At 41.7% G+C, this 18,721-nt stretch carries 14 protein-coding genes and 3 pseudogenes; 3 read left to right on the top strand and 14 right to left on the bottom strand.

Features of this window, described 5'->3' with window-relative positions; genetic code table 11:
* Window positions 1-292: 292 nt before the first annotated feature.
* Window positions 293-658: pseudogene (locus G475_RS27720) on the top strand (VanZ family protein); the annotation flags it as partial.
* 127 nt (window positions 659-785) lie between these two features.
* Here G475_RS27720 and G475_RS28160 read toward each other — a convergent pair.
* The 7 genes and pseudogenes from G475_RS28160 to G475_RS0107480 form a co-directional block, all read right to left on the bottom strand.
* Window positions 786-848: pseudogene (locus G475_RS28160) on the bottom strand (IS1/IS1595 family N-terminal zinc-binding domain-containing protein); the annotation flags it as partial.
* 17 nt (window positions 849-865) lie between these two features.
* The gene (locus G475_RS0107450; RefSeq protein ID WP_026700740.1) at window positions 866-2,719 is read right to left on the bottom strand and encodes a sensor histidine kinase; all 1,854 of its coding nucleotides are present in this window, start codon (window positions 2,717-2,719) and stop codon (window positions 866-868) included.
* Entirely contained in the window at window positions 2,716-3,396 is a 681-nt protein-coding gene (locus G475_RS0107455; protein WP_026700741.1) for a response regulator transcription factor, read from the bottom strand. The genes G475_RS0107450 and G475_RS0107455 overlap by 4 nt, the downstream gene beginning before the upstream one ends.
* A 447-nt stretch (window positions 3,397-3,843) precedes the next feature.
* Window positions 3,844-4,455 (bottom strand): DUF4166 domain-containing protein, encoded by a 612-nt coding sequence (locus G475_RS0107465; protein ID WP_035710445.1) that lies wholly within the window; start codon window positions 4,453-4,455, stop codon window positions 3,844-3,846.
* Between the two features lie 13 nt (window positions 4,456-4,468).
* Window positions 4,469-5,374 (bottom strand): DoxX-like family protein, encoded by a 906-nt coding sequence (locus G475_RS0107470; protein WP_026700743.1) that lies wholly within the window; start codon window positions 5,372-5,374, stop codon window positions 4,469-4,471.
* A 109-nt stretch (window positions 5,375-5,483) separates the two neighbouring features.
* On the bottom strand, window positions 5,484-6,416 hold the full coding sequence (gene bla / locus G475_RS0107475; protein ID WP_026700744.1) for a class A beta-lactamase: 933 nt from the start codon (window positions 6,414-6,416) through the stop codon (window positions 5,484-5,486).
* 45 nt (window positions 6,417-6,461) lie between these two features.
* Entirely contained in the window at window positions 6,462-8,474 is a 2,013-nt protein-coding gene (locus tag G475_RS0107480; RefSeq protein WP_026700745.1) for a penicillin-binding transpeptidase domain-containing protein, read from the bottom strand.
* Between the two features lie 273 nt (window positions 8,475-8,747).
* Here G475_RS0107480 and G475_RS0107485 point away from each other — a divergent pair, with 273 nt between their 5' ends.
* Both G475_RS0107485 and blaI read left to right on the top strand, forming a co-directional pair.
* Window positions 8,748-10,520 (top strand): BlaR1 family beta-lactam sensor/signal transducer, encoded by a 1,773-nt coding sequence (locus tag G475_RS0107485; RefSeq protein WP_026700746.1) that lies wholly within the window; start codon window positions 8,748-8,750, stop codon window positions 10,518-10,520.
* 96 nt (window positions 10,521-10,616) lie between these two features.
* The gene (gene blaI, locus G475_RS0107490; RefSeq protein WP_026700747.1) at window positions 10,617-11,003 is read left to right on the top strand and encodes a penicillinase repressor BlaI; all 387 of its coding nucleotides are present in this window, start codon (window positions 10,617-10,619) and stop codon (window positions 11,001-11,003) included.
* Between the two features lie 29 nt (window positions 11,004-11,032).
* Here blaI and G475_RS24475 read toward each other — a convergent pair.
* The 7 genes and pseudogenes from G475_RS24475 to G475_RS0107525 all read right to left on the bottom strand — a co-directional run bounded on the left by G475_RS24475 (window position 11,033) and on the right by G475_RS0107525 (window position 18,194).
* A pseudogene (locus G475_RS24475) lies at window positions 11,033-11,336 on the bottom strand (PTS sugar transporter subunit IIB).
* Window positions 11,337-11,380: 44 nt separating this feature from the next.
* A complete protein-coding gene (locus G475_RS0107500; protein ID WP_026700748.1) occupies window positions 11,381-12,790 on the bottom strand; it encodes a glycoside hydrolase family 1 protein in 1,410 nt (469 codons plus the stop codon).
* Window positions 12,791-12,838: 48 nt separating this feature from the next.
* The gene (locus G475_RS0107505) at window positions 12,839-14,158 is read right to left on the bottom strand and encodes a PTS sugar transporter subunit IIC (protein ID WP_026700749.1); all 1,320 of its coding nucleotides are present in this window, start codon (window positions 14,156-14,158) and stop codon (window positions 12,839-12,841) included.
* Between the two features lie 109 nt (window positions 14,159-14,267).
* On the bottom strand, window positions 14,268-14,999 hold the full coding sequence (locus tag G475_RS0107510; protein ID WP_035710448.1) for a GntR family transcriptional regulator: 732 nt from the start codon (window positions 14,997-14,999) through the stop codon (window positions 14,268-14,270).
* Between the two features lie 18 nt (window positions 15,000-15,017).
* On the bottom strand, window positions 15,018-15,572 hold the full coding sequence (locus G475_RS0107515; protein ID WP_051302279.1) for a glucose-6-phosphate isomerase family protein: 555 nt from the start codon (window positions 15,570-15,572) through the stop codon (window positions 15,018-15,020).
* Between the two features lie 17 nt (window positions 15,573-15,589).
* On the bottom strand, window positions 15,590-16,372 hold the full coding sequence (locus G475_RS0107520) for a glucose-6-phosphate isomerase family protein (RefSeq protein ID WP_035710449.1): 783 nt from the start codon (window positions 16,370-16,372) through the stop codon (window positions 15,590-15,592).
* A gap of 52 nt (window positions 16,373-16,424) precedes the next feature.
* A complete protein-coding gene (locus G475_RS0107525; protein WP_026700753.1) occupies window positions 16,425-18,194 on the bottom strand; it encodes a class I mannose-6-phosphate isomerase in 1,770 nt (589 codons plus the stop codon).
* Between the last annotated feature and the right edge of the window lie 527 nt (window positions 18,195-18,721).

Genomic DNA, 18,721 nt, shown 5'->3' on the forward strand with positions numbered 1-18,721 from the left:
GTTTCCTTCAATCTTTTTCAAGGAATACACCCGCACCCGTTAGCCTAATAGCCAAGGTTCCTTTCTATACTTTTTAATGGAACAACGCGCAATTCCTTATTCAAGGAAATCTACCCTTTAGACTTGCATAAAACTATGTGAATAATAATTTAGTATTGTATAGTATAATTTGAGTCGTTTATGCATTTTTATATTAGTGCAGCAGATAAATTTCGATTCCTATACGTTGAAGGTGAGGTTCAAATTGACAGCACAAAAAAATAATAATAAATACCTATTTATACTCTTTGGTGTGTATATAGCACTATTGGTGTACTTTATGTTTTTCGGATTTGGTCGCCCGCAACAGCTCGAAGAGGTGCGCGAATTTCGGTATTCATTAGAATTTACTAGGATTCCTTTGTGGCTGCCTAGCCGTTTATCAATAGATATTATAAAACTGTGGATATTTGCTCTTGGTAACCTTTTAGCATTTGTTCCGTTTGGAATCCTTGTTCCGATGGTGTTTGAAAAACATATAAAATCATACTTTCCGTTTATTGTCTTGTTTGTGTTTTTTATTCTATTCTTTGAAACTTTACAAATGGTAACTTATTTAGGCAGCTTTGATTTAACTGATATTGTTATAAATACAATGGGCGCAACAATTGGGTACTGTTCCTATCGAGTAAGTGGACGTATGAATACTTCAAGTAAGTATTTCGTTACTATGGGATTGTCCATTTTGGGGTTTTCCATGCTGATGTTCCTTATAGCGTGGGTATTTAACAGTATAATCACTCCATCGTTTTGCCACAACATTTACAACGATATCGTTGCCGACCATTATATTTTCCGAACCGAATAACGAGTTTCTCTCCTTTCGTCACCTAACTGAGCCTTTATTTAAGTAAAAGAAAAACAGGACGCCATCTTCTGTATTGGAAACCCCATAATGGACATCGTGCAGTTCCAGTATATTCTTGGCTATGGCAAGGCCGAGGCCTGTTCCCTCTTTGGAACGTTTGCGGGATGTGTCTCCACGATAGAAGCGGTCCCAGATTTTATCCAACTGTTCTAATTCGATATGCGTGCCTTTATTTTCCACACAGACTTTTACGGCTTCCTTCTCTTCCATGGTGGAAATAATAATCTCTTTATTTTCCGGGGTATAGTGAATAGCATTGGTAACAAAATTTGTAATGACCTGCTCAATACGGGGTTGATTGGCTATCACTTCCGCTTTATCAAGTGAGGTATAAACATGGACATTTTTCTTCTCTATCTCTAAAGATAGTTGGTCATATACCTTTTCAATGGTTTGATCAATAGAAAAAACGTCCATCTTCATTTTATACGTGCCGGATTCGAATTTTGCCAGCTCAAGCATATCCACCACCAGGTGATTCATCTTGTCGACTTCTTTGGCGAGAGAGTCGAAGTAATAATCTTTCTTATGGCTTGCAACGCCGTCTTTTAAAATGGAAATGCAGCTGTTCATGATACTTAGAGGTGTTTTTAACTCATGGGATACGCCTGAAATAAATTCTTTTCTGGTGTTTTCCAGTTTTTTTTCTTTTTCGATATCCTGTTCCAACTGTTTAATGTGGGAGTGTAACGTATGAGAAAGAAAATTAATATTCCGGGATAAATCGCCAATCTCATCGCGTGATGTTAACGGCACCTCTTCTGAAAAATCTAAATCTGCAATTTTTTTCGTCGTCCTATTGATTTGCAGCAGGGGATCTGCAATCTTTTTTGAATAATAAAACGCGATCAGCAAAATAAGAAGGAGCACAAATCCAATGATATATACATAATAATCTTGAACCATCTGCACTGCTTCATCTACAGGCTGTAAGGATACCATCGAAAAAATATAAGTGGTGCCGCCATTCTCATCGTTAACCGGTTTAATGAACTGCTTATATTTTATTCCGTTTTCTTCATAATCAAACACTTGCAACGAGTCATAGCGGTCCGGGGCGTTTCCTAGCAATAAGTCGGCTTGTAAAGCTTGAATCCGATCCATAAACCAGCCATTGGAAGTGATAAAATCTTCATTTCCCTGCGGCAGTTCCACGTTCTTTACGGTGCCATTTACCATCGTCACAGAGCTTTGGGTATCACCGGACTGCTTGTTTTTATCAAGCAGTTCCCCCGCCTTTTTTTCCAAGACCTCGTTTTCCCAAAAGGGCTGTCCCTTTACCGATTTCAACTGCGAAGGGGTTAACGCCCCAAACGTGCCGCTGGGAAACGTGCCTAATTCACCGAGTATATAAGGAACAAATGACGTACCTTTTTTAATTCCGTAAATACTGATTCTCATCCCAGAAGAAAAAGGGGAGTCCTCCTCTGTAACATCGTCTGCGTTGACGAGATGGTATAAGGGAACTTTGATGTTCCTATCGGGAAACTCCTGCCCGTCCGTACGATCCAATTGAACTTCTACATAAAAATCATTGGCGTTCTTCAAGTTCCCATACCGATCCAGTGTCGTAACCCAGGCATGATGGTTTTGGTAAAAGTCACGTTCGAGTCCTTGAACAGCTTCCGTATTTCCTCTATGTTGTAAATACTCTGTTTCAAAGGATTCAATACTTGCCTTCATATCCTCTACTTTCTGGTTCGCGTAATACTTTTTAAAGAAGAGGGTTTGGCCGATTAAAATGGCAGCTAAGATAAACATACACAAAGCAGTTGTTAACAAAAATAATTTAACGACAATCCGTTTTCTCATAGGCTGCCCTCAAACTTGTACCCTGTCCGGATAATGGTTTTAATCAACTTGGATTTTTCCCCCAGTTTATTTCGCACATTCCGTATATGGGTATTCACTGTGCGATCGTCACCGACATATTCAAATCCCCATATTTTAGTGATTAATTGTTCTTTCGTGATGACAATGCCTCGGTTCTGCATCAAATAAGTTAAGATTTCAAATTCCGTATACGTCAAGTCCAGCGGGCCCCCATCTACGGTGACAGTCCGGGACAGAAAGTTTACAGAAATGCCATGAAGGGACAGCGTATCATCTGTAGAACCAACTGCAGAATGCCGGTTCTTGAGCAGCCGTTTTGCCCTTGCCATTAATATAGGGGGACTGTATGGTTTGGTTATATAATCATCCGCCCCCAGTTCAAATCCTAAAAGGGTATCATCTTCATCCACCCGCGCTGTCAGCATAATAATCGGGACATTGGAGGTCTTGCGGATCCGCCGGCAGATCGACCAGCCATCTAGTTCCGGCAGCATGATATCAAGAATAATTAAATCCACATGATCTTCTTGAAATAAAAATAACGCTTCTTCTCCATCTGCCGCTTCCAGGACGTTATATCCTTCATTTAAAAAATAATCTTTCACCACTTCCCGTAAAATATCTTCATCTTCCACAACTAATATGGTTTTTGGCATATTCTCCCCCCGCGATTTTTTTAACCCCTTTCCCTTAAGAAGGATATCAAGATGATATAAAGATGAAATAAAGATATCATTTATGATAGTATTCCATAAATCATGGTTGAAGTAGAATAAGAATTTCATGGCATTTTCCAGCCGGAGTGGAACAGAGGGTCCTCCTTGTATAAGTGCCCCTCTCCATTCGGTAGATTTTTGAAAAAGCATTGCAGCTAAGCGTCACATTTTTTCTCCATTCGGGGAAAGGTGATGCTGAGGATCCTGCTCAGCGTCACTTTTATCAAAAAACAGGATAGATGTCATATTAACAACACTTCTCAACCTTACATTTTTACTTAAATCCTTCTAATCTCATAGATAAAACCTGAACCTCCGTGTCAAAAAAAGAAAGCCTCCCTGCCGTGGTTTACACGAAGGAGAAACTCTCCCTAGGTTGTTCTTCTCTTACAAGAGCTGACCACTGGTAAACTCTCCCTCATAGGCAAAAACCTTGCCGATGATGGGATTTGTAACCTTTACATGGATATAGAAACACTGCCTGCTTTCTATATATTTCTCGGTTACATTCACATGGCCCTGCAAGAGTCCCGGAAGGGGAATCTCCACGTTTCCCGCAATAAAACGCTGCCGTTTTGAGGCGATATGCAGGCCCCCGTCCTGGGAAACGGAAAAAGATAAATCGGAATAGAGGAGCGGGGGTTCTCCCAGGTAATCTTTCATGATCTTCCGTTCCGAATCCAGGCTCATCCAAGCATTAAAATATCTCTTCTTTTTCCCGATATAGAAGATTCTCTCCCAATGCACCTGCTCCTCTCCGGCCTCCCCTTGTGTATATGTATTCCGTATCGTAAAAGGGATATCTTTCCCCTGCTCTGGAAATAGAAATTTGCGCCGGGCTCCCAGCTTGAACAAGGGAGCCAGCCATTTCGGACCGCTTTCTATCGTCCACATCATGCCGTCCCCGTTGAAGCGTGTGCCGGGAGATCCTCCATACCTTCGCTGCAGCGCAGGATGAAGGTGATAGAACTCCTCGCCCAGTACTTGTTTGTAAATCATCATCACTTTCCCCTTATTTCTTTCTCTTGCAGTGTCTGGCTGTTGGTACGTCTTCACTTAGAATATACCCAATGACAGAAGCCGTAAATAGCGCGAGATTGAAGGTGAGAGGGGTGAAAGGATGACTGAGGTAACCGGCATCGGCTATAACCGCCGACAAGGCAAGCAAGGGAAAGAAGAACATTTGCAGCCCGAACAACCGCCTTCTCTTTCTATAACCCAGCCACAATAACCCAAACATGATTTCACAAACGCCGGCAATCATCACCAGCCCGGCCGCTGCGTCAGTGGAAAAAGGCATGGAGCCCTCCACCATCGAGATCTCAGCGGGATGCTTGTACAGCAGTTTAGGAATAAGCCCGTGATATATCCATATGAAGGAGAAAAGGAAGGCCAGGATCCAATGACTGAAAAAGCGGAGATATTGAGAAGCCGGAGTCTCTCCTTTTTCCAGCCACCTTTTCAACACATCAAAACTAAGCGCGGTGCCCCATCCCAGCAGCGGCCGAAAAAGAAAATGATCGATACCGCGGCCGATCCTTCCAAAGCGCGGACTATAATCATACTGGGTTAAAAACGTAACCATCCCTCCCGTTTCAGGCCGGTATTTCCAGTATCCCTTTCCTTCTCGAATGAGAGATGTTTTCTGCTCGGTGCCAAAATGCAAAGAGGAGGTACGAGATCCGTCTTCCGCGTGAAAACTGCCGATGCTTTTCCCCCAGCCCTCGATTTCCAGTCCAAACCCTATTTTCGTTTGATAAGAAAAGAGCTGAGGTTCCTGCTCCTTTTTTGGCAAGTAGGTAATAGAAGAAAATCGAAGATCCCACTGCTCATGCTGCTCCGGATCCTGACTGGCCTTCCATACCTTGTCGATATCCGTATAAATAGGGATCTCCACATAAATGGGGGTGCTCTTCATCGTTTTTCACATCCAGTACTTCAAACCTGTTTTCTTGTAGTCTATCAGATTGTTATCCAAACACGATAGAAAGATATATATGTTACGCAGCAATCCCATTTTTCACTTCCTATCTTTCCGGGTTATGGCTGCCTTTAAGAGCATCAATAACCTCCTCGGCTGCTTGGGCAATAAGTTCATCATTATATTCCGCATCTTTTTTCCCACGGCGGGAAAGGATGGCAAGAATAATAGGATCCTCTTCCGGCGGCCAAATAATCGCTATATCATTTCTTGTTCCATATGATGCTGCTCCCGATTTATCAGCCACTTCCCAACTTTCCGGTACACCGGCTCGGATTAATGTATCCCCTGTCGTATTTCTTTTCATCCAATCGATTAACATCGTACGTTTCTCTGATGGAAGGACGTCTCCCATTGTGAAGGCCTGAAGGCTGTCAGCAAGCGCTTTAGGTGTACTGGTATCCTGCGTTTCTCCTGGTTTAAACTCGTTTAACTCCGGCTCTATTCGTTCCGGATTAGTAACCTGATCACCAATCTCTCTGAGGGATTTTTTTAACCCGCCCGGCCCTTCAAGCTGCTCAAATATAAGATTTCCCGCCGTATTGTCACTGTATCGAAGAGCAGCATCACAAAGCTCCTTCAGCGTCATTCCTGTTTCAACATGCTTCTTCGTGATCGGATTATAATTGACAAGGTCATCACGGGTGTAGGTGATTCTTTGGTTTAGGTCTGCTATTGACTTTTGTTGTAACAGGGCGCCTACAGCTAAAACTTTAAAAGTCGATGCATATGCAAAACGCTCATCCGGCCGATACGTTACTGTTTCATTTGTGCCCGTGTCGAGCGCAAAGACGCCAAGTTTCGCATCAAACTCATCTTCGAGTTCAGCAAAGTCATCTGTCATGGGGGGTTCCTGGTTGGTTTGTGCTGCTTGATTTGAATCGGCTTTCTCCTCTGAACAACCTATAAGTGTGACACATAAGAAAAGGAATACAGGTACAATCGTTTTTAATTTCAAAATTGTGTTCCAACAGGACATTAACATCTAACCTCTTTTCAGACATTTTAATTAGAAATTTAATAACTACTTTAATGATTTGAAAATATTTTTTGCTTTTGGCATGACGTAGCCGCTGCCGCCACGCTCTTTTACATCCTCAACCATCACTGCCAGCAGTAATTTGTTATCCTCTGTATCGAAACCGATAAACCAGCCATTTTCCGTCCCCTTTTTGTCTTCTTTATTATCTTTGATTTCGACTGTGCCTGACTTACCTGCAATCGTCATGCCGGGAATATAAGCACCATGTGCCGTACCATTCGGGTCGTCAACAACCTTGATTAAATCTTCCTTGATTAATTCAGCGGTTTTCGGTTCAATAAGGTTTTCCTTCCATACGGTTCGTCCTTCTTCCTCATTCAACAAATAAGGGCTTAACAAATCTCCTTCCTTTACAAAAGGCGTGTAGGCTAATGCAAGATGAAGAGTACTCATCATCACCTCCCCCTGGCCATAGGCAGAATCAGCCAGCTGTGTTTCGCTGTGGATCCCATTATTTGAAAGCATAGAAGGCTCGAACGAAAATGGCATAGAAAGTTCTTCGTCAAATCCAAATGCTTTTGCTTCGGTTAAAAAGGTGTCTTTTCCCATTTCGAGTGCTTCTTGAGCAAAATAAATGTTATCGGAGTATACAAAGGCATCTCGTAAAGTCACAGAACGTTTGTCATGAACACGCGTCACATAATAATCCCCCCATGACGTATCTTTTGTCCAGTGAAGCCCGTCAATCTGCCTGCTTTTCTCCGGAGCTGTTACACCCGATTTCAATCCTGCGGCTGCTGTAATCGTCTTAAATACCGAACCTGGGGCATAGCGGTTGACAAAGCGATTTAACAAAGGGGTATCTGGATGGTCACTCCATTCAGCCCATTGCTCGTCGGAAAGACCTCGGATGAACGCATTTGGATTATAGGAGGGCGAACTGACGAGCGCCAATACTGCTCCTGTTATGGGTTCTATCGCAGCAGCAGTTCCTGCATCCCCATTCAGTTGATCATAAATTTCCTGCTGAAGATTGGCATCAATCGTTAACTGAATATCCTCTCCTGAAACAGGATCAGTTTTAGCGAGCGTTCCCTTAAAACTGTCATCTGCATGCTTAATATAAATATGACCCCCGTCTTTTCCTTTTAATTTTTCTTCAAAAATCTCCTCCAGTCCGGTATTTCCAACGATATCACCCGAGGTATAGCCTTTTTCCTGCAATTTCTCAAGTTGTTCTGCCGTGATCTCCCGTACATAGCCTGTTAAATGGGCTGTCGAAGCACTGAAGGGATAAGTGCGGACTATTTTTTCCTGTGCTGCCACCCCGGGAATGTCAAAATAGGGTTGAAGGTTATCTTCCTTCTGTGGCAATGTGGCAAGTGGAACAAATGAATCAGGTTTTACCCATGAGGCACTTAACTTTTGATTTATTTCATCCGTTGTTATTCCCAACAAATCAGATAGTGCTTCTATAGAATCCTTCGTTTGGTCGTCAAATTTGCCTGGTACGACTCCAATGACGTCAGCCTTAGCGTTAATTGCAAGACCAACTCCATTTTTATCGCTGATTTCTCCTCTTGATGCTTCTAATGTTTCTGCCGCTACCGTTTCTTCTTGTTCCAGTGAAGGAAAAATAAGTGCCGGTTCCCATTCCACGAACCACTCTTGGTCAGATTCATTTTTTTCCTTAACTAATGTAGCTTGATGGTCAAATTCAACAGGGCCAGCCAGCGTTTCCATTTTCAATTCGTACTTGAAGGTAACCGAATCGCCTTCCGGCTTCTCTTCGTTTTTGCGATCAAACACTCCATCTATCTGTAAGTTTTCAGCTTCAATTCCCTGATAGATATTGTGGTGCCGCGTCACAAACTCCTTTTTTGTCATTTCCTTTTTAGATTGCTCGGACAAATGCTGATACATTTTTTCAACATTCATATCTTCCCAATTGGCAAGATATGCTTCAAAAGCATCCTCTGGTGTTTGCTTATCTGAGCAGCCCGGTACAATGACAAAAATTGCAGCCATTATTATACCTATCCAACATCGTTTCAATCCTTCCAGCCCCCTTTACAAACGATCTAAACGATATGTGCCATCCATTACGCACCGTTCACAGTTGCCGGCGAAATCGCTTCGTTTGAATTTTTGACTACAATTGTAATCTAATACTACATATGTAGTCTATTTGTGTCAAGTATGGACTAACTTTATGGATTGATACATTCGTGAGGTGAAATGCCGGCGGTTTTGTGTTAGATTTAGAAATACCTTACTTCAAGAGGACATTCATGTAGTGGGAACCATTTGGAAATGGAGACGAGTCCGATGTTCTTTACTCATTTTATTATCAGTGTTATCGTATCTTCTTTTACGGTTGGCATGATCATGATATTTCGGAAGTTTTTCAAAAACCAACTATCAGCGAAATGGCAATATAATCTCTGGCTACTATGTTTGATGGCATTGACATTTCCTTTGATACCCAATCGTTTGTTTGAGTTTGGAAATTACTTCTCGTGGGACCGTCATCATCCAAGTCATGCATCAGGTGATACGGCTGCTTCTGCCGAAGCCCGGACATTAAACGACAACAGCTGGATGCAGGACTTTGCAGTATCGGTTAACCGCATCGACATGACCTTCCTTAATGAAATGTCAGCCTTTATATGGGTAACAGGGGTAGTCGTCATGCTTGGCCTGACCATACGCGGCGGGTTAAAGCTTAAATACATTAAAACCACCACCTCCAGCTTAAAAAATAAGGAAATCCTCATTCTATTTGAACAGTGCAAACGGGATGTAAATATATCGAAGCAATTAATCGTGGGGGAGTCCCCGATTGTTAAATCTCCGCTGACGTTTGGCCTTTTCAAAACCTATGTCGTGCTTCCGAGTCATTTTGAAGAATGGCTGTCCAGGGAAGATATCAAATATATCTTCCTGCATGAATTGCATCATTATAAATACAAAGATATTGCTATGAATTACCTGATCGTCTTTTTTCAAATTTTATACTGGTTTAACCCTTTAGTCTGGATTGCATTCCGGGAAATGAGACTGGATCGTGAAATAGCCTGTGATATTGGCGTCTTGAATTCTTTGGACAAGCACGATTATAAAAAGTATGGATATACAATCATTAACTTTGCCGACAGATACTCACGGCCAACGTATTTCACGCTGGTTAATCAGCTCAACGGTTCCAAGGAACAAATGAAAAAACGTATGGAATGGATTGCCTCTTTTACAACCGAATCAAAACGGCTGAAGCTGAAAAGTATCGTCATCTTTATGGTTTTGGCGGTATGTATTGCAAGTCAGATCCCAATAGTTTCGGCAATGGATCATGAGGATAATCAGTACAATTTTGCAGGGGAACGAACAGTGTATGAGGATCTAAGCACGTATTTTGAAGGGGTTGACGGGAGTTTTGTACTATATGATTTGCAAGCGGATCAATATAGTATCTATAATAAAAACAAAAGCACTTTACGGGTTTCACCTAATTCTACTTACAAAATCTACAGCGCGTTATTTGCCTTGGAATCCAATGTTATAACAAGCGAACATTCAACGATGGAATGGAATGGAAAGCAGTATCCTTATGACGCCTGGAACAGGAATCAAAATCTGGCTTCCGCCATGGAACATTCCGTAAACTGGTATTTTCAGAAGTTGGATACAAGAGTCCACCGGGATACCATCCAATCTTATCTAAAACATATAAACTACGGGAATTACGATCTTTCCGGCGGCATCACCCAATATTGGCTCGAATCTTCATTAAAGATTTCTCCAATAGAACAAGTACAATTACTCAAAGCTTTTTATACAAATAACTTCGGATTCGGAGAGGAGAATATCCAAACCGTTAAAGAAGCCATCCAATTAACAGAAAAAAACGACGCCCAGTTGTCAGGGAAAACTGGGACAGGAAATGTTAACGGGAAAAATTATCGCGGCTGGTTTATTGGATATGTCGAGACCAAAAGGAATACCTATTTCTTTGCGACGACCATACAACATGAAAATAATGCCACCGGAAGCGAGGCAGCGGAGATCACGCAATCTATTTTACGGGAAAAAGGCGTATATTAAATGGGCGTATGGAATAAGGGAAGCAAAACGGAGATTATGTAAAAATATATCAACGGGGTACCAGGCGTTATCATAAAAAGCAGGAGGAGGATTCGTGTGTCAGATAAAGTTCCAAACATATCGGAAGCTGAATGGGAGGTTATGAAAGTACTTTGGAAAAAGGCCCCGCAAACAGCCAACGAGGTCATTTCCTCCCTGCAGGAGCAGACCGACTGGAAGCCGAAAACAGTACGCACCCTGTTGGATCGTCTCGCCGAGAAAAAGGTGATTGGTGTAAATAGGGACAGGAAAATTTATACGTTTTATCCGCTCTATTCCCAGGAGGATTGCCAGCACGCCGAGACCCAATCCTTTGTTCAGCGAATTTATGACGGCACCTTAAAGTCCATGCTCGTTCAATTCATCCAGGAGGATTCCTTATCCGAGGAAGATATTGAAGAGTTACGCTCCATTCTGGATAAAAAGTCTAATAAAAGTGATTAAGTTGTATGAGAGTTTAGCACTTTCCTTGCTTACTCTGTGTCTGCCATTTTTATGGCCATATTCAATACTTCTTCCCCATTTGCCATCCCGTAATGGACGGAGTTAATGGTATCCACCTTAAAACCATTTTCCTCTCCCAGTTTTTTCATCTGCTGTAATTGGTAGCGGACTTGAGGACCCAGTAGTAATACATCCGCCTCTTCCACATAATTTATAACATCATTTGACGGGACTGCTATAATTATTCAACTCTCTTTCTTTCGCGCTCTTCTGCATTTTATTTACTAAAATACTGGTAGACATCCTTGCATTACAGCATAATACGATATTCATTTATCCGTACCTCCTCCTATGATTATATAAAACGTTGGCTGGCCTTAATCCGAGTTCCTCTTCTTAAAGCCGTTTTGATCAATCACGTCTTTAAACCAATGACCGCTTTTTTTAATCCTTGTCTCCCTGGTCTCAGGATGAAATTCTACAAAACCGTACCTATTCAGAAATTGATTGGTGGGGGACCATAAGTCGATAAACGACCACATATGATACCCCTTTAATTGGCAGCCTTCCTGTATGGCGTAATAACATTGCTCTAGATAATCACGAACATAATCGATTCTATAATCGTCCTGAATCACCCCCTCCTTGTTTTTGAATCTTTCTTCGTTCTGCACTCCGATCCCATTTTCTGTAATATAACATTCAATATTGTTGTAATGATCGCGGATATCGATTAATACATCATAGATAGCCTTAGGATACATTTCCCAGCCTCGATATTTGTTCATTTTCCTGCCCGGCATATCATAATAATCGAAAAATGACTCCGGTTGTAACGGTGCTTCGGGATTCCTAAGGTGCTGTTTTGCCTGCACACGAACGGGGAAATAGTGGTTTATGCCTAAAACTTGTATGGTATTTTCTTTAAGCAAAGCCTCATCATGCTTCTCCATCCGTGGTAACGCGTTCAAACCTCTCAAAAATTCTTTTAATTCCTCTGGAAAGACGCCATGGATGAAAGAGGACAGCCACGATTTATCATGAAGCAGCGAAAAAATCTCGGCAGCCTCTACATCTTTTTCATGAAAAGAGCGGGGATACACGGGTTTGATATCTAATACACTGCCAATTTTGCATGAATCGATATTTAAACGTTTGAATTCTTTAACGACTTCTGCATGAGCTACGACCATGTTATACATGCTTTGATAGGCTTTATTAAAGTTGATTTCGTTCGGATAACAGCGGTCATTAAAGTATTTAAGCATGATATCAACCGCCGGCTCATTATATACGAACCATATGTCTACATATTCACTAAATAGCTCAAAACAAACGCTGACATAGTCTTTAAATAAAGGGATGATGTCTCTATTGGAGAACCCACCTTGCTTTTCAAAATGCAAAGGCATATCGAACCAATATAAGACAACCCAAACGTCCATATTCTTCTGCGCCATGTTTTTAAACATGCTGGTATAATAATCGACTGCTTTTTGATTGACATTCCTCCCATCCGGCATCAGCCGTGCCCAGGAAATAGAGGTGCGGAAAGAATTCAGATGCAGTTCCTCCATATAACTAATATAATCTTCATATCGGTTATACCAATCCAGGGTGTGGAAGGGACCAATTCCCTGCTGCATTCTCGAAGGGTTCTGCAGCGCATATTCTTCAAATACCGTCTTAGATTTTTGATCTTCATCAAAGGCCCCCTCGGTGCCCTGCGCCCATACGGCGCTTCCCCATTTGAAATCTTTTGGAAAGGTAAAAGCTTTTTCTGTCATGGTAAAACTCCTTCTATTATTTTAATTTTCTAAAAGGTCATGTGATTTTTAAGAATCACCCTCTTTATTCTCTTGTTCCTCATGCAGGTACCCCCGGTCCACCGTCTTGATAAAAGGAATCCATAAAACAACGGCTAACGCAAATAAAATGAGTTGAAGCACGGCCCCCATAATATTAAAATCGGTGGACAACAGGCCGCTTAGTATGATTGGTGTGGTCCAGGGAACAAGAGTGACAGGAACAGGAGCAAACCCTATTATGACCGCTACATAAGCAAGCCCAACTTGTATAACCGGGATAAATACATAGGGAATAAATAAAATCGGATTCAAGAACGTTGGGGCTCCAAAGTGAAAGGGTTCTTGAATGTTAAATAGACCCGGCGTGATCGATAACCGCGAAACCGTCCGCATTTGCTTGGATCTCCTTACTATCATCGTAGCAACAATGGCAGCTAAAATTCCCTGAGCTCCGCCTACTCCGTATACTTCCCGAAAAGGCTGCGTCAGGATATAGGGAAGTGGCTCGCCTGCTTGAAATGCGGCAAGGTTTGCCCCTGTCATCGTCTGCTCGACCGGTCCCCATACGGCATTGAGGATGGAAGTGCCGTGAATACCTACAAACCAAAGAACTTGTTGAACAAACGTTAAAAATAATATGGAAAAGACATTGTTTCCGAGTGCCGTTAATGGTTCTGTAATAACGGTGTAAATCATGACATGAAGACTATCAAATGGAGTTAAGACGATGATGTTCCTAATGATTAAGAAAAATAAAACCGTAATAATCATGGGAACGAGGGACGTAAACGATTTTGAAACGTTAGGCGGAACAGAACTGGGCATCTTAATCGTGAAGTTCTTTTGTATAACAAAAGCATGAATTTTAACGGAAATAAAAGCTACCAAAATGGCTGTAAAAATACCTTCTGCTCCAAGGATATTTGTTGGAATCACATTCTGGACGGTAATATTTTCTATCACTTCTCCGTTTTGCGTACCCGAAGTTTCTGTTTCAAAGAGAGTTATCGTTAAAAAAGAGATAAGAGCAGTAATCAAACCATACACTGGATCTACATCATTTAATTTAGCATAGTTTGTAGATATCCCAACTAATACTAAAATGGCCAGGATCCCCAAGGTTACTGGAAAAATGTGCGAAAAAAAGGTTTGTAAATACTGGTTTACCTCGGGAGCCAGTTCATCCAAAAACGGAATGTTACTGAAAATTAACGCAAAGGAGCCGACTATAATAACCGGTATTGTCAATAACATGGCTTCTCTCAGGGCAGTAAATATTTTGCTGCGATCCAAAGCACTTGTTAACGGGATCATATACTTTTCAAATAATGAAATAAATTTTTCCACAGTATCACTCCTCCTGAATTTATCACTATATACAACATATATTGAAAGCCTTTTCATTTTAAATGTTATAAGATTATAACATTTATATTTAACAGAAAAAGAGTAAGGGTTAAATCCCCTCCATTTCCATATAAATCTTATACAATTTGGAATGGTAATGAGCGATCGTATACTCTACGACATGCCCCTTCGAATCAAAGGATTGTCTCGTTCTCAGCATAAGTGGAAATTCTTCTTCCACTTCAAGCTCTTCTGCTATCGTTTTACTGGCAAATCCGACTTCAAAACATTCAGAGGTGCGTTGTATATTGATGTGGTGCTGCTTCATAAAAGCATAGAGAGACTCGATATTTCTTAATTTTTCCTCACTAAAAACGGCTCTGTTGGGAAGATAAGTTTCAAACACAACAATAGGAATGTCATTAGCTGTTCTTACACGTTCTATTTTATAAAACTCTTCGCCTTCGTTTATTTTTAATTTTTCTGCTTCGGCGGCATTTGCCTGGAGCAACGATACGTTAATACTTAAGGTCCCTGGCTCCAGGCCCCTCTCTCTCATCTCCTCCGTAAAACTTTTTACTTTTACGATTTGTTCTTTGAATAAATTCTGTCCCAATACAATGGTTCCTTTTCCACGCTGCCGAAGCAGGTAACCCTTTTGAACCAGCTCATTTAATGCCTGTCTCACGGTAATACGGCTTAATTGATATTTTTCTTCCAGCTCTTTTTCTGTTTCTATCTTTTGGCCGACTTCATATTCGTTTGTCATAATTTTCTCTTTAATAATATCTTCAAGTTGGTAATAAAGAGGTGCTGCTCCTTTAGAAAAATCTAATGTCATTATTCCCACTCCATTTATTTATTCGATGAAAGGAACTCCGTTTCGTTCTCTCACTTTTTTGGAAAATCCACGTTCTAATATGTCCGCATAGTCGTGTCCTGCGTCTGATGGCCAGCAGGCCCCAACAGCAAGAACATCTTCCCCAATATTGACCAGGCGGTGAGCCGTATACCCCTGGATATAATGAAGGGAGCCCGGCAGTACTTCTTCGGCTGTGACCTCCCCCGTTTCTGACATGAACAAAAGAACGCCATGTCCCTGGATGCCCCAATAGTATTCGGCGCGGTTTCTTTTCTGGTGAAAATGTCCTTTCGTCATAAAATATTCCTTGCCCACTTTTCCAGGATAAATATAACTCGTACCGAATAACAGGCCCCCTTCCGTTCCAAGTGTCTCTTTATCATGCATTTCTACCTCATAAACGATGGTTTCTGGATTCATAGCTTCATAGGCAGCCTGATCTTCAAAAATTCCCTGCAAATGTTTCAACTGATGTGTCGATTTGGAAACATCTTCTCCTGTTAACTTTCCTGTGCTTGTATCTATCTGCACTTTAGCTTTACTACATTCCACTGAGGACTCCTCCTTTTCTATGGTACAAAATTTTCCCATTCATTTCTTTTTAAAAAGGGCTTCGACACAAATTGAAACGTATCCGGATTATTTTCAAACTGCTTATATATAGGTATTCTCTCTGTGATATCGAGATTTTCATATTTATTGGGGGACTTTTCAATTAAATTGGTATAGATATAATTGTCATTATGTTCCCAGACAATATTAAAATTATCATCTAATATAGGATACCATGCCAGGCCTTGATGGGCTCTTATTTTTCCGTATTCAAATCCATATTCCCTATCACACCAGGCTCCAAATGTCAGCGGGGCAGCGGGATCAGCGCTTATCGTTGAATGAGCCCAGCCGGGAGGAACGACCACCACATCCCCAGGGCCTGCCTGTACGGCGTAACATTTCCCCGGAAAATCATCTGCGTATTCCTGCATATAAATAACGGCTTTTCCTTCCCATATCTCGTAGATTTCCGGCGGGGACCAGCCGCTGTGAGAAGAAGCTTTGTGAATATGGCCCTGACTTCTAATGGGTTCCTCCCCGAGTGCTCCTGCCGCATACGTTACCACACCAAACAGAAGTTTTCTCTGGTACAGTTGCTTTTGATGTTTTTTCTTTCCAACATCCATTGCTATAGAATAAACAATATCGGGCCCTTTGCAGTCCGGGTCTTTTAAACTTCCGCGTATATCAGAAAGCGTTCGTTTTTCTGGCTGGGGGCCAAATACATCCTGATCGTACCTGAACTCCATTTGGTCCTTATCTATTCTAACCCCCAGGCCGGGATCAAATTTCTTCAAACGTATCACCTCATCCCTTTCTTCGCTGTACTCGTTAGCAGAAACGCAGACATCAGGTTCGAACCCAGGCTTTGATGGTCGCCATTTCTTTTCCTTCGCTGTCCCCGTGAGGTCTTATCGTATACGGCCCAACGTGAGCCGGGATAATAAAGGTCTCCGCATAGTGAACAATAAAAGGGGGAAAGGCATGAGCAGGACTTTCTACTACAGCTTCTTCTCCCTCCACGAGATTAAGAACATTCACCCCGCCATGGGTGTCATGGGCTACGGTTTTTTGAAACCAATGTCGTCTTGTCTCGATAAATTCACGTTCGTGCAGCCCCGTTTTTTCTTCACGCCATCCATCCCCCGCATCCACCGTTTCGATACGGTTCACTAAGTGATTATCTACCCATGATTTTGTCCGATCCCATTGGATGGCTTTTTCTCCATGAGTAAGGTGGACAGGTCTTGGCTTGCCATCCAGATCGACCCTTCCCCAATCCCATAATTTAAAAGTGAAAATATAGGGAGTAGCACTAATTTCCAGGACCATGCTGTTTTTGCCGGAACAATGGACGGTTCCCGCCGGAATTAAAAAGTGATCATGCTTTTGGGCTGGATATTGATTGACATAATTGTCATCTGGAAATGATAGTTCTCCTTCATTTGCACGTTGAAGGTCTTCAACCATTTCTTCGCTGTTCACATCTTCTTTTAACCCCAGATAAACCACCGCATCCTCCCCGGCATCCAATAAATAATAACTTTCATCCTGGGTATAATGCATCCCAAATTGATCTTGGATATACTCTGTCAGGGGATGCACTTGAAGACTCAGATTTTGCCCATCCATCGTATCCAAAAAATCAAAGCGAATAGGAAATTCCGTCCCAAAGCGGGCATGAACTTTCTCTCCTAATAATTCTCTTGGTTTAAAATACACTACGTTTATAGATGGAATTTCCAGAGTAACCCTGCCAAATTGAAGATATAAACTGTTTTCTTCCGGCACACAGTCAAAAGCCCAGGCAAAGTTCGCTGCATTCCGATCCAGGTCACATACTTCCTTCATCCATTGGCCGCCCCACACCCCTGGCTTAAAATAAGGAACGACTCGGAAAGGCTGATGAACCACCTGGTCTAATCCGTTAAATAATGCATCATTGGTAATCATCTTCGGCTTATTGTCCAAGTTGGTATCCAGCAGATAATCAATATCCATAAGAACATCTTTTTTTAAACGATCCGCCGCCTGCCATTCAAAGAAATACCCTCTTTTAAATTTAAGCAGCGGTTCTTCTTCCCTGTTATCCGCTTTCCAATTCCCTAATTCTTTCCTTTCATAACGCTTCTGAATTTCCCAGCGTGCCAAATCGGCATAAAGGAAGATGTCTCCTTTAGAAATCACACTGGCTCCTACTCCATAAACTAGAATGGTTCCAGTGTGTAAATCCTCGATTTGCTTTCTTACGTCGTCTACCTTCTCGTTGTCAAAAAACTCCTCCAGGTGATGGGGAGAAATCGCCCCAAATACCCTATCCTCTGTAAGGTTCCGTTCAATCATTTCCGTTACTATTTCAGCAGGATACGCCACACTGTCCGAGTTAACAATAAGATCAAAATTCAAATACCCGGACAGCCCCTGCATAATTTCCTCTTCCCTCACCCCCGGATAACATTCAATCGTGATAATCGTTTTTTCTAACGGATAATTGTGAATGGCTTGATTCAATTCTTTGGCGATGCTGCTATACCCTTGCCATACTTGATCGCTGTGCCCTGTGATTTCAACAATCGGTTCCTTCACATAATTCGATGTTCTCTCAGATGCTGAAGACATGTATTACTCCTTCCCGTAAAAAATATAACGATATAATGTTATAACATTATGATTTAATAAAAGAATACCCATTTTGTTAAGGAAAGTCAATACAAATTTTTTCACTTTTCACACAAGGGAGCTGGATAGTAAAACATGACCTCTCCCTCTTTGTAATTAATTATTCTTCCACATGCTCTTGTTTTCTCCTAATTTCTATCCTATCAATTATCACCAGATAGATTCATTCCCACCTCACGGACACATATATTGTTATTTATAACAATTTGAACCAGTTTGGATTCCTTCCAACTGCTCGAACAGGAATTTGTTGGTAAATTATTATATGACCGTGCTCTTGGTAATCACCCACATCGCACATGGTCGCTAACCCTCCCATATATCACTGGATGGGTGTCCATACATTCCTTCGTCCGGCGTATCCATGTGGTGGGGGGCGGCTAAGCTCCTTAGCTGGGTCTGGGCCCGAATGGAAAAAATGAACGCCGCCTCGGCACTAGTGGTGTTTGTTCTATAGGCAAAGAACG

The sequence above is a fragment of the Salibacterium aidingense DSM 18341 genome (genome assembly GCF_000429685.1).
GTDB classification, from domain to species: Bacteria; Bacillota; Bacilli; order Bacillales; family Marinococcaceae; genus Salibacterium; species Salibacterium aidingense.

Coding starts and splice junctions, on each gene's coding strand:
- G475_RS0107485 (WP_026700746.1), top strand. CDS start 8,748: ATGTTCTTTACTCATTTTATTATCAGTGTTATCGTATCTTCTTTTACG.
- G475_RS0107525 (WP_026700753.1), bottom strand. CDS start 18,194: ATGTCTTCAGCATCTGAGAGAACATCGAATTATGTGAAGGAACCGATT.
- bla (WP_026700744.1), bottom strand. CDS start 6,416: ATGTCCTGTTGGAACACAATTTTGAAATTAAAAACGATTGTACCTGTA.
- G475_RS0107470 (WP_026700743.1), bottom strand. CDS start 5,374: ATGAAGAGCACCCCCATTTATGTGGAGATCCCTATTTATACGGATATC.
- G475_RS0107450 (WP_026700740.1), bottom strand. CDS start 2,719: ATGAGAAAACGGATTGTCGTTAAATTATTTTTGTTAACAACTGCTTTG.
- G475_RS0107510 (WP_035710448.1), bottom strand. CDS start 14,999: ATGACATTAGATTTTTCTAAAGGAGCAGCACCTCTTTATTACCAACTT.
- G475_RS0107465 (WP_035710445.1), bottom strand. CDS start 4,455: ATGATTTACAAACAAGTACTGGGCGAGGAGTTCTATCACCTTCATCCT.
- G475_RS0107500 (WP_026700748.1), bottom strand. CDS start 12,790: ATGACAGAAAAAGCTTTTACCTTTCCAAAAGATTTCAAATGGGGAAGC.
- G475_RS0107455 (WP_026700741.1), bottom strand. CDS start 3,396: ATGCCAAAAACCATATTAGTTGTGGAAGATGAAGATATTTTACGGGAA.